The 11,689-nt window shown below is 71.8% G+C and carries 7 protein-coding genes; 1 reads left to right on the top strand and 6 read right to left on the bottom strand.

Annotated features, from left to right (window positions below):
- Positions 1-237: 237 nt before the first annotated feature.
- Both recD2 and ABD067_RS21685 read right to left on the bottom strand, forming a co-directional pair.
- Complete coding sequence (gene recD2 / locus ABD067_RS21690; protein ID WP_343897492.1) at positions 238-2,478, bottom strand: SF1B family DNA helicase RecD2; 2,241 nt, start codon at positions 2,476-2,478, stop codon at positions 238-240.
- Between the two features lie 974 nt (positions 2,479-3,452).
- A protein-coding gene (locus ABD067_RS21685) for an IS3 family transposase (RefSeq protein WP_343897491.1) occupies positions 3,453-4,813 on the bottom strand; the annotation gives its coding sequence in 2 pieces (ribosomal slippage) (positions 3,453-4,471 and positions 4,471-4,813; 1,362 coding nt in all).
- Positions 4,814-4,865: 52 nt separating this feature from the next.
- On the opposite strand from ABD067_RS21685, the gene ABD067_RS21680 reads away from it, so the two are divergent.
- Complete coding sequence (locus tag ABD067_RS21680) at positions 4,866-5,663, top strand: ABC transporter substrate-binding protein (protein ID WP_343897494.1); 798 nt, start codon at positions 4,866-4,868, stop codon at positions 5,661-5,663.
- Between the two features lie 237 nt (positions 5,664-5,900).
- On the opposite strand, the gene ABD067_RS21675 is transcribed toward ABD067_RS21680, so the two are convergent.
- From ABD067_RS21675 to ABD067_RS21660, 4 genes are all read right to left on the bottom strand, one after another.
- Positions 5,901-7,529, bottom strand: a complete 1,629-nt coding sequence (locus ABD067_RS21675; protein ID WP_343897490.1) for a zinc-binding metallopeptidase family protein — start codon at positions 7,527-7,529, stop codon at positions 5,901-5,903.
- Positions 7,526-9,118: an ABC transporter substrate-binding protein gene (locus ABD067_RS21670; RefSeq protein ID WP_343897489.1), complete on the bottom strand. Its 1,593-nt coding sequence runs from the start codon at positions 9,116-9,118 to the stop codon at positions 7,526-7,528. Before ABD067_RS21670 ends, ABD067_RS21675 begins: the two co-directional genes overlap by 4 nt.
- A 117-nt stretch (positions 9,119-9,235) precedes the next feature.
- On the bottom strand, positions 9,236-10,849 hold the full coding sequence (locus ABD067_RS21665) for an ABC transporter substrate-binding protein (protein ID WP_343897488.1): 1,614 nt from the start codon (positions 10,847-10,849) through the stop codon (positions 9,236-9,238).
- Positions 10,846-11,685, bottom strand: coding sequence for a polysaccharide deacetylase family protein (locus ABD067_RS21660; protein ID WP_343897487.1), 840 nt, complete (start codon positions 11,683-11,685; stop codon positions 10,846-10,848). The genes ABD067_RS21665 and ABD067_RS21660 overlap by 4 nt, the downstream gene beginning before the upstream one ends.
- Positions 11,686-11,689 lie beyond the last annotated feature (4 nt).

Genomic DNA, 11,689 nt, shown 5'->3' with positions numbered 1-11,689 from the left:
CTCAGGTGAGGCAACGGCTCCCGCTCAGGAGCAAATCAGGCGAGGCAATGCGCGCTCGCATCCAGATTGCCGCTCTATAGTGCCGGTTCGCCGGGGCCAGTCGGGCTGAATCGACCATCGCTGGCGCCGACGATCCCCGGTTCCGTTGGCGGCGGGAACCGCGATCTCGTGCCCGGCGAACCCGCGTGACGAAGAAAGCAGCCGGGCGAAAACCGCCGGCCGCCGTCCGGCCGGGCGCTACGCGGGCGCCGGCCCGTGCCGGCCGGTCCGCATGCGGGCGAAGGGCTCATGAGGGCCGCCCCAGGCCGCCAGCCACTCGCGCAGCTTCGACCAGCGCCGCCGCCCGGCCATGCCGCGCACCGCGATGGCGATCGCCCCCCGCTGGCCGACCAGCACCACCAGCCGCTTGCCGCGGGTCACGCCGGTGTAGACCAGGTTCCGCCGCAGCATCGGGTAGTGCTGCGTCAGCACCGGGATCACCACCGCCGGGTACTCCGAGCCCTGGCTCTTGTGGATGGTGGTGGCGTAGGCCAGCACCAGCGAGTCCAGCTCGCCGAAGCCGTAGGCCACCGCCCGGCCGTCGAAGCTGGCGGTCAGCTCGCCGGCGTCCGGGTCGATCGCGGCGACCAGGCCGATGTCGCCGTTGTGGACCTCCTTCTCGTAGTCGTTGTCGACCTGCATGACCTTGTCACCGGCCGCGAAGGTCCAGCCGAAGCGCTGCACCTTGGGCCCGGGCGCCGGGTTCAGCGCAGCCTGCAGCTCGACGTTGAGCGAGCGCGCCCCGACCCCGCTGCGGTTCATCGGGCAGAGCACCTGCACGTCGCGCACCGGATCCAGCCCGAAGCGCCGGGGTATGCGGGTCCGCACCAGCTCGACGACGCGCGCCACCGCCGTCTCGGGGTCGTCGGCCGGCACGAAGTGGAAGTCGCTGCCCGGTTCGGCCCGCTCGAGGTCGGGCATCTCGCCCCGGTTGACGCGGTGGGCGTTGACGATGATCCGGCTCTGCGCCGCCTGCCGGAACACCTCGGTCAGCCGCACCACCGGCACCGCGCCCGACGCGATCACGTCGGCCAGCACCTGCCCCGGGCCCACCGAGGGCAGCTGGTCGACGTCGCCCACCAGCAGCAGCGCCGCGCCGGCCGGCACCGCCTTGAGCAGCGCGTTCATCAGCGGCACGTCCACCATGGAGGCCTCGTCCACCACCAGCACCCCGCACTCGAGCGGGTCGTCGGCGCCGCGCCGGAAGCCGCCGTTGGCCGGGTCGACCTCCAGCAGGCGGTGGACGGTGCGCGCCTCCATGCCCGTCGCCTCGGCCATGCGCTTGGCGGCGCGCCCGGTGGGGGCGCAGAGTAGCAGCTCCACCCCCTTGGCGGCGAGGATGCAGAGGATGGCGTTGACGATGGTGGTCTTGCCTACGCCCGGGCCGCCGGTGACCACCAGCACCTTGGACGAGAGGGCGAGGCGCACCACCGCCCGCTGGCTCTCCGCCAGGGCGAGGCCGGTCTGCGCCTCGATCCAGGGAAGGGCCTTGTCCGGGTCGATGGCTTCCCAGGGCAGCCGGCCGCCGAGCAGCGCCAGCAGCCGGTCCGCGACGGCACGCTCGGCCCGGTGCAGGCCCGCGAGGAACACGCAGTCCTGGCCCTCTACCCGGTCCGCCACCACCGTCCCGGCCTGCAGCTCCAGTTCCAGCGCCGTCCGGACCAGCTCCGCCGGCACCTCCAGCAGCCGCTCGGCGAGCGGCACCAGCTCGCCCACGGGCAGGCCGCAGTGCCCGTCGTCCATGGCCTCGGTCAGGGCGTGCGAGATGCCGGCCCGGACGCGGACCATGGCCGTCCGCTCGATGCCGAGCCGCTCGGCGATGGTGTCGGCGGTCTTGAAGCCGATGCCGCGGACGTCGCGCGCGAGCCGGTAGGGGTCCTCGGACATGACCCGGATGGCGTCGGCGACGTAGGTCTTGAACACGCGCACCGCCCGCGAGGTGCCGACCCCGTGGGCATGCAGGAACACCATGATCTCGCGAACCGCCTTCTGCTCGGCCCAGGCCGCGACGATGCGCGCCGCGCGCACTGGACCGATGCCGTCGACCTCCCGAAGCCTCTCGGGGCTGGCCTCGATGACGTCGAACACCGCCTCGCCGAAGGCGCGCACCAGCTTCCGGGCGTAGACCTGCCCGACGCCGCGGACCATGCCGGAGCCGAGGTACTTCTCGATGCCCTCCTTCGAGGTCGGGGCGGAAGCGCGGAGGAACCGGGCGCGGAACTGCTGGCCGTGGGCGCGGTCGTTGACCCACTCGCCGGTGGCGGTGATCCACTCGCCGGCGGCGATGGAAGCGGCGTGGCCGACCACCGTGACCAGGTCGCGGTGCCTGCGCGCCTTGGTCCGCAGCACGCAGAAGCCGCTCTCTTCGCTGTGGAAGGTGGCGCGCTCGACGAGGCCCGCCAGCGCTCCCTGGGCCGGAGCTTCGGACATGCCGTCCATATGGGCATTCCGCCCATCGTGGAGGGAACGCACATCTGATCGCGGCGGCCTCGGCCCGTGCCGCTGTGCCGGTGGACGGCTCGGCCCGTGATCAGGTCCGATGCTTCGACGCCGTCCTGACAGACTTGGTGGTTAGCCAAAGCGATCGGCCGGGACATGGTTGGCCATGTTCGTCGCGTCCGGGGCGCCGCGGCTTTGGCAGCACTTTCACGGCGGTTCCACGGCGTCCAGCCCTTCCCTCGGCGTCTGTAAATGACACGTCCAAGACACGTGCGTCGTCGGGAAAACGGAAACGAGGTTCCTCCCGGCACCGGAGGGCTCAACATGCAGAAGCCGAGGCCGGCGTAGAACGCTTTGACCACGGTGTTGGCCGATATCGGCGTCCGACCGTCCTTGCCGGTCTTATCGAAGTATGTCGGCACCTGCAGGACTCCGTTGGGGAGGCGCATGTGCATGCAGTTGCCACACTCGCCCAGCGTGTATTGCCCATAGCTTGGCGGCGGTGAGCAGTCGACTTCGTTGAGGAAGTCCGTCGGCAACTCGAGGGGCTTTCGCTCCATGGTGTGGTTCCCTTGCTGTTCAGCGGCCGTGCCGCAGGGCGGCGAGCACGACGGGGTTGAGGCGCTGCGTCGGCACCAGCGGCCGTGGGGCCGTGGATCTGAGGGCGGCCACGGCGGCGCGGGCGCTGCGCGTCCACGCGGCCTGGACGTGCCCTTCGAGGAACGCCGCGATAGCCGGTGCCGCCGTTGGAGTTGCCGGCGCTGACCCGGAGCGACGCTCCTTTCCAGGCGGAACCCGGCCGAGCCGCCGCGCGGCGACCGCGGACGCTGCCGCGGCGGCTTTGGGCATCGCCAACGACGCTCTCGGCCGAGGCGGCAGCAAGGGAGGCTCGCCGGTGGCTGTCCGTCGTCGAATGCTTTGGGACAGCGAGGACGTCGGCTTAACGGAGGCGCTGGCTCATCCGGTTGGTGAGGTTAGGCGGCTTGGCGCTGATGCAGCAAGCGTCGCTGGCGGATGGTGTGTCGCTTGATGCGTTCGCGCTCGAGCAGGATGGTCTGGCCCCGCCCGAAGTAGACGTCGGCCGGGGTGAGATTGCTCAGGCTCTCGTGGCAGCGCTGATGATTGTAGTGGGTGACGAAGGCCTCGATGCGCGCCTGCAGGTCGCCGGGCAGGTAGTGGTTCTCCAGCAGGATGCGGTTCTTGAGCGTCCGGTGCCAGCGCTCGATCTTGCCCTGCGTCTGCGGATGGCAAGGCGCGCCGCGCACGTGCTGCATCCCTTTGCTGGCGAGCCAGTTGGCAAGCTCGTCGGCGATGTAGCCCGGCCCATTGTCCGACAGCAGCCGCGGCCGGTGGCGTACGCCCACCTCGCTGCAGCCCGACGCGGCGAGGGCGAGTTCGAGCGTGTCGCTGACATCGCTCGCCGCCATGGTGGCGCAGAGCTTCCAGGCGACGATGTAGCGGGAGAAGTCGTCGAGCACGGTCGAGAGATAGAACCAGCCCCACCCGACCACCTTCAGGTAGGTGAAGTCGGTCTGCCAGAGCTGGTTCGGCGCAGTGGTCTTGGTGTGGAACTCGTCGGCCGCCTTGACCACGATGAAGGCCGGGCTGGTGATGAGGTCGTGCGCCTTGAGCAGACGGTAGACCGAGGCCTCGGAGACGAAGTAGCGCCCGCGCTCGGTGAAGCGCACCGCCAACTCGCGCGGCGACAGCTCAGGCTCCGCTAGCGCCAGGTCGATGATGCGGCCGCGCACCGCGTCCGGGATGCGGTTCCACACGCGGTCGGGCCGGGACGGCCGGTCGGCCAGCGCCTCCGGGCCGCCGTCGGCCTGGTAGCGGTCGTACCACCGGTAGAAGGTGGCTGGCGGCACGCCGAGGTGCGTCGAGGTACGGCGCACCGGCAAATGCGACTGCTCGACGATGCGGATGATCTCGAGCTTCTCGGAAGCCGGGTACCTCATTCGCGGTCGTCCCCAGCCGCGGTCATGCTTTTTTTCATCAGGCGCAGCTCGAGCGCCTGCTCGGCCACGACCTCCTTGAGCGTGCGGGCCTCGTGGCGCAGCGCCTTGACCTCGTCGGTCGTCGCCGCCCGCGCCGTGTCGCCGGCCAGGCGCCGCTTGCCGGCTTCCAGGAACTCCTTGGACCAGGCGTAGTACAGGCTCTCGGCGATGCCCTCGCGCCGGCACAGGGCGGCGATGCTCTCCTCGCCGCGCAGGCCCTCCAGCACCACGCGGATCTTGTCCTCGGCCGAGTGGTGTTTGCGCGTCGCGCGGCGGATGTCTCGGACCACCCGCTCGGCAGGCGCCTTCGCGGCTGCGGTGGAGGATTTCTGGCTCATCTTCACTCCTGGACGGTTCGTTCCTCAAGCCGCCCTGGCCGTCTCATGAGCCCTGACGGCGGACAGCAGCATAACCGACGTCGCTACCCGCGCCGCGGCCTTGCAGGGCGGCGAGGTGGACGTGGTCGAGATCGTGCCGCCCGACTTCGTGTCCCTGCTGCGACGCAACCGCAACATCGTCGTGATGCGCCCGAAGGGCGGCATGGGGCAGTACATGCCCTTCATCAGCCTCAACCACGCCCACCCGCCGTTCGACAACCCGGCGATCCGGCGGGCCGCGCAGACGGCCATCGCGCAGGCCGAGATCATGGCGGGCACCGGCCTGCCCGAAGACATGTACCTGCGCGAATGCCTGACGATCTACGCCTGCGATTCGCCGACGGCGACGGAGGTCGGCACCGAGGACCTGCGCGGGCGCGGCCTCGAACGCGCGCGCGAGCTGCTGCGCGAGGCCGGCTACAACAACGAGCGCGTGGTGTTCCTCCACCCCACGGACTCGGCGATTCTCAACCCCGTCGCCGCCGTCGCCGCCGTCGCCGTCGAGCAGCTCCGCCGGGCCGGCTTCAACGTGGACGAATGGACCTCCGACTGGGCCTCCGTGGCGCAGCGGCGCCTCAACCGCGGGCCGGTGGAGCGCGGCGGCTGGAGCGCCGTCACCGTGGTCTGGCCAGGCATCGACCTGTTCAACCCGATGGTCAACTCCGTCGCCGCTTACAACTGCCGCAACTACCCGGGATGGTTCTGCGACGAAGAGATGAAGGCGCTCATGGAGCGTTACGCCGCCGAGGGCGACCCAGCGCGGCGGGGGAGTTGGCGGGCGGCATCCAGCGGCGCTTCCATGAGAACGTGAACATGGTCATCGCCGGCCAGCTCTCCATGCCCCAGGCCTACCGGGCGGACCTCCGCGGCGTGGTGGAGTTCGCGTTCCCGGTGCCCTGGAACCTGCGCCGCTCCAACCACTGAGGAATGCCCTTGAGCTCCCGCCTCGGAGTTGGTCGCCACCTGCGGCAGGAGGAGGACGTGCCGTCCTGGCCACGGGATGCTTGTCTGCGGCGTCCATCGCACAGCGTCGCCGCTCGCGCCCGCTTCAGAGCGCTTCCCCGGCGCCTGTCCCTTCGCGCGGCGTCGGGAAGCACCATTCGCGCCCGCGCTCTGTGGTGACGTACTCCGGCCAGCGCAGGTCCACCGGGGGCTCGAAGTCGGCGGGCAGCAACGGCCCCACCCAGCCGGCCCCGCCCGGCCCGCCGCCGGCGCGTCCGCGGAACTCGGCCTGCGCGGCCGCGAGCGCCTCCGGCCGCGTCGCCAGGTCGACGAGGGTGAGCGCCATCGTCTTGGCCGCCACGAACAAACCGGGGTCCACCGCCGCCGGCAGGCCGCCGAGCGCGTTGTAGGCCCAGTTCGGGTAGGCGTATCCCGGCCCGGGCGGCCGCGGGCGCGGGCGCCCGGCGAGCAGGCGCACGGTCGGCGCGTGCCAGCAGAACTCCACGTAGTCGTCGGCGCTCAGGTGCCTCTGCCACGGCGGCAGGCCGGCGCGCATCTTCGCCTCGAACTCCTCCGGCGGCATCAGCCGGCCGATGTCGGCGTTGAACGGGTCGGCCATCGGCTCCAGGCCGAGTTCGCGCTGGATGGCGCGGCCGAACTCCAGCGCCTCCTCGGGGAAGACCGGCGGGCCGACCTCCTGGAGGTTCTTCCACGCCAAGTCGGTCATCGCCTTGTTGGGCACGCCCACGCGCGTCTTCGTCACCCAGCGCACGAAGGCCCGGCAGCCGGTGCTGCCGGCGGCGTGGCGCGCGTTGTTGGCCAGCACGCGCCAGATCTGCTCCTGGATGCCGAGCGAAGGGGAGCGCCAGGAGTACTGGATCTGGGCGAAGCGCGGCGGCAGGTTGTCCGAGGTGGCGGCGGCGTCGCCCAGGACGAACTCGTTGAGCGTCCAGGAGCCGGCGTGCGGGAACATCGCCTCCTTGGTGTACTTGGTCGTGGTGTACATGAGGCAGAGCGCGTCCAGCGCGCCCGGGCAGCGCGCCGCGGCGTGCGCGCCCTCGATCGGCACCAGCGCCGGGTCGATCCAGCGCTCCGGCGCCTCGGCCTCGAAGGTGACCACCGCGCTCCAGTAGGCGCCGAAGTGCGTTTCGTCCGTGACCGTGTTGTAGGGCCACGGGTGCCAGACCACCGCGGCGTCCAGGCCGTCGTAGTAGCCCTTGGCGGCGTGGACCGGCTTCGAGCCGCACACCTTCTCCGCCGGTTCGCCGAACAGCTTCAGCGTCCCCGCCACACCGTGCGCCTCCATCGCCGCCCGCGCGCCGAGCACGGCGGCGAGGGAGGCCGTGCCGAGCATGGAGTGCGGGTCGGTGTGGCCGGCGGCGTAGGGATGCAATCCTTCGCGCGGGGCCCGCCGCGGCGCGACCTGCTGCGAGTTCCCGGGCACGGCGTCGTACTCGGAGAAGCCCGCCAGCACCGGCCCGCCAGCCCCCTGGCTCCAAGTGGAGACGAAGGCGGTCGGCATCCCGCCCGACCCCTCCTCGACCGAGAAGCCTTCGGCGCGGAGCAGCTCGACGTAGTCGCGCGCGGAGCGGTACTCGCGCCATGCCGGCTCGGCGTGCTCCCATATGCGCGCGTTGAACGCGGACAGGCGCCGCTCGTTGGCGGCGATCCAATCGAGCGCCGCGCGGCGAACCTCGGCGTTCGGGGCGCTGCTGCCCGGCACGGCGTCGTTCATGCGCGCCTCACGTTCCAAAAGGTCGGGAAGCCGTCGAGCAGGCCGGTCAGGTTCGCGCGGTGCGCGGTCGGCTGGATGAATTGGCCGAGCGGGTAGTAGGGCACCTCCCGCATGGCTTCGAGCTGGATTTCGCGGCAGATCGCCTGCCGCGCGGCGGTGTCCGCGGCGGCGAACCAATCGGCGCGCAGCGCCTCTATGCGGGGGATGGTGGCCCAGCCGGCGTAGCCCGCGTCCCCGGCGCCGCGCAGCGCGATGTGCACGGCGGGGTTCAACCAATCGGTCCCGGCCCAGTTGGTGACGAAGGCGCTCCACCCGCCCTCCGAGACCGGCCCCTTGCGGTTGCGCCGCTGCAGCATGGCGTTGAACTCGACGGCGTAGACCTCGACGGCCATGCCGGCCTGCTTGAGCGTGTCGGCCGCGACCGTGCCCATGATGGAGGAGCCCGGGGAGGTGGAGGGCACCATCAGCACCACCGGCTCGCCGCGGTAGCCGGCCTCGCGCAGCGCCGCCCGCGTCCTGGCCATGTCGCGCGGGCCGGTCAGCGGCTCCAGCCCGGCGTCCGAGGCCATGGGCGTGTTCGGGCAGAAGAAACCGAGCGGCACGTTGTACAGCCCGGTCTCCTGCGGACCCACCAGGGCCTGCATGGTGGCCGTTTGGTCGATGGCGCCCCAGAGCGCGCGCCGGATCGCCGGGTTTTCGAAGGGCGGCTGCAGGTGGTTCACCTGCATCATGCCGACGAAGCCGGTCGGGTCCAGCACCCTGACGCGCACGTCGCGGGCGCGGCGCAGAAGCCCGAGCTGGTCGTGGTAGGCGTACTCCTGCCAATCCTGCTCGCCGGCCATCAGGGCGGAGGTGGCGGTGGAGGGGTCCGGCATGACCCGCCACTCGACCCGGTCGAAGCGCACGACCTTGGGCCCCGAGGTCCAGGACAGCGCGCCGTCGCGGCGCGGCACGTAGCCCTCGAACCTGGTGTAGACGGCGAGCGACCCGGGCACGCGCTCGTCCGCCTTGAAGCGGAAGGGGCCGCTGCCGACGAGCTCCGGCACCTGGCGGAAGGGGTCCGTGTTCGCCAGCCGCTCCGGCATCATGGCGCAGACCGGGACGGAGGCCTTGCCGAGCGCGATGGGCAGCAGCGGGAAGGGCCGCTTCAGGCGGAAGCGGATCGTGCGGTCGTCGGGCGCCGAGAGCTCGTCGGCCGCGTCCATGAGCACCCCGCCGAACGGGTCGCGCTTGGCCCAGCGGCGGAGGCTGGCCACGCAGTCGCGCGCCAGGACCTTCTCGCCGTCGTGGAAGCGCAGGCCCTCGCGCAGCGTGAGGTCCCAGCGCTTGCCGTCGTCCTCGACGCGGTGCCCGTCCACCATCTGCGGCGTGGCCTGGTAGGAGCCGTCCATGCCGTAGAGGGTGTCGAAGACCATGTAGCCGTGGTTGCGCGTCGCGTAGGCGAAGGTCGTGACGGGGTCGAGCGTCACCACGTCCTGCTGCGGCGTGAAGCGGAGCGTGGTCGCGGATTGCGCGCGCAAGGAGGCGGGCCGGGCGAGCGGGGCGAGGGCGCCGGCCCCTGCGGCGGCGAGCAGGCTGCGTCGGCGCATGGTCCGGGATCTCCAAAGCGGGCCGTCGTCCGGGCGGGCGGCTGCCCACGATGCTGCGGACCGCGGCGCCGTGGTGTCAACGTGCGGCGGATCACGGCCCCGCGCATCCCGGCCCGTTCACCGGGCCGGGGCGCGCCGGATGTTCCACATCACCGGGAAGCCGAAATCCACCACGCCGCGCAGTTCGGCGCGCCACGCCGCCGGGCTGGAGAACTGGCCGGACAGCGGGAAGGTCGCCGCCGCGTGCGCGCGCGCCTGGATGGCGGCGGCGATCTCCCGCCGCTTCGCCGGGTCCGCCTCGGCCTCGAAGGCCTGGAGCAGCGGCGCCATCTCCGCGTCGCAGTAGGACCAGGGGACGTTGCCCGTGCAGTTGTAGCCGGTGCCGGGGTTGGCCAGCGGGTCCGACATGTCGAAGCCGGTGTAGACCACCGGCACGACGCTCCAGCCGCCGCGCTCCACCGGCTCGCGGCTCAGCCAGCGCTGGGCGATGGAGGACCAGTCGGAGGTGAAGACGTCGAGGTTGAAGCCGGCGCGGCGCATCCGGTCGATCAGCACCAAAGCCATCGGGTTGATGAGCACGCTGTCGGCCGGGTGCATGAAGGCCACGCGCTCGCCCTTGTAGCCGGCCTCGGCGAGCAGCTCGCGGGCGCGCTCCAGGCTGGGCTCGCGCAGCGCCTCCGCGCCGGCGTCGCTCGCGTAGGGGCCGCCGCACATGAACATGGACAGGCATCGGGCGTGGTGCATGCCCTCCGGCAGGCCGAGCGCGGCGACCGTCTCGCGCTGGTCCAGCACCTGCTGCAAGGCGCGGCGGACCAGCGGGTTGTCGAAGGGCGGCTGCAGGTGGTTGACGCTGACCGCGCCCATGATCTGCGCGATGCTGCCGGGGTTGGCTATGACCACGTTCCGATCGCGCCGGAGCAGGCCGAGGCTGTCGATCGGCGCGTACTCCAGGTAGTCCACCTCGCCCCGCCGCAGGGCGGAGACGCGCACGGACGGGTCGGTGAGCGTCAGGAACTCCACGCGCTCGAAGTGCGCGGCCTTGCCGCCGGCGAGCCCGTCCGCGGGCTCGTCGCGGGGCCGGTAGGCGGGGTTGCGGCGGAACACGGTGCGCTCGCCCGGCACCCACTCCTCCCGCACGAAGAGGTAGGGGCCGGAGCCGACGATCTCCTGCACCTGCTGGGTCGGCGGCGTCGCCGACGCGATCCGCGCGGGCATGACGAAGGGCACGTGGACGCTCGGCTTGCCCAGCGCCTCGATGACCGGGCCGAACGGGCGCGACAGCTCCAGCACGAAGGTGTCCGGCCCGGTCGCCTTGAGGTCCTTCGTGGCGGCGAGCAGGCGGCGGCCGAGCCCGTCGCGCCCGCCCCAACGGCGGAGCGAGGCGACGCAGTCCTCCGCCGTGACCGGCGCGCCGTCGCTCCAGACCAAACCGGGCCGCAGCGTGAAGGTCCAGGTCAGGCGGTCGTCGCTGGCGCTCCAGGACTCCAGCATCTGCGGGCGGTACCCGCCCTGGCCGTCCATGGCGACCAGCGTGTCCCAGACCATGTAGGCGAAGTTGCGCGTCACGAAGGACGGGCCGGCGATCGGGTCCAGGTTCTGGAGCCCGACGTTCAGCACCAGCCGCAGCGGCCGCTCCGCCGCGGGCTGCGCCGCCGCCGTCCCGCCCGCCAAGGCCATGGCGGCAGCGGCCAGCCAAGCCCGGGCGACGCGCATCCCCGCGCCCTCCGTCACGACGCCCGACTTTTCTGCGTGGCGGCCCAGGCTTCCGCCACCTCCGCGCCGGTGGCGAACCACACGCCTGGGAAGTCGCGCATCCAGCCGATCATCTCGCGCAGCAGCGCCACCCGGCTCGGGCGGCCCGTGACCTGCGGGTGCATGACGAGGTTGTAGAGGCCGCCCCAGCGGTGGATCTCGCGGAACTCGTCCTGGAAGATCTCGCGCAGGTGGCTGTTGGGGAAGATCGGGCGGGGATTCTTGATGGAGAACAGCGCGTGCGGCGCGTCGTCCGTGCTCCAGTGCCAGGGCAGCTCCACCGGCCCTTCGCCGCCGCCGCCGGGCAGCGCCAGGCGGTAGGGCACCACGTCGTCGAGCAGGGAGCTGTCGTACAGGAAGCCGTGCCGTTGGAGCAGCCGCACCATGTTGTCGCTGGTCTCGCCGGCCGGCGATCGGTAGCCCCGCGGCACCACGCCCAGCACGCGCTTGAGGGCGTCCAGGCCGCGCTCCATCTCCTCGCGTTCCTGGTCGGGGAAGTCCGGGTCGATCCAGCGGTGGGAGTAGCTGTGGTGGGCCACCTCGTGCCCGTCGCGGAGGATCGCCTCGCAGCGGGCCGTGTGGTTCTCCGCCGTCCAGCCGGGGACGAAGAAGGTGGCCTTCACCGCCTCCTCCCGGAGTACCTCCAGGATCTTGGGCACGCCGACCTTGGCGCCGTAGGTGCCTTGGCTGAGGACGCCGGGCCGGCGCGCATTGTCCGGGTCGCGCGAGAGCCACAGCGTCTCGGCGTCGAAGTCGAAGGTCAGCATCACGGCGACCCGCGCACCGCCCGGCCAGTCCACGTGGATGTCGCTCATGCCC

Source organism: Craurococcus roseus (assembly GCF_039523795.1).
Classification (GTDB): Bacteria; Pseudomonadota; Alphaproteobacteria; order Acetobacterales; family Acetobacteraceae; genus Craurococcus; species Craurococcus roseus.
Note: the sequence above shows the minus strand (reverse complement) of the source record. Positions and strands in the feature narration are given on the sequence as shown.

Bases quoted from the DNA above. Each gene is read 5' to 3' on its own strand.
- ABD067_RS21675 (WP_343897490.1), bottom strand. From the start codon at position 7,529: ATGAACGACGCCGTGCCGGGCAGCAGCGCCCCGAACGCCGAGGTTCGC.
- ABD067_RS21660 (WP_343897487.1), bottom strand. From the start codon at position 11,685: ATGAGCGACATCCACGTGGACTGGCCGGGCGGTGCGCGGGTCGCCGTG.
- recD2 (WP_343897492.1), bottom strand. From the start codon at position 2,478: ATGGACGGCATGTCCGAAGCTCCGGCCCAGGGAGCGCTGGCGGGCCTC.
- ABD067_RS21670 (WP_343897489.1), bottom strand. From the start codon at position 9,118: ATGCGCCGACGCAGCCTGCTCGCCGCCGCAGGGGCCGGCGCCCTCGCC.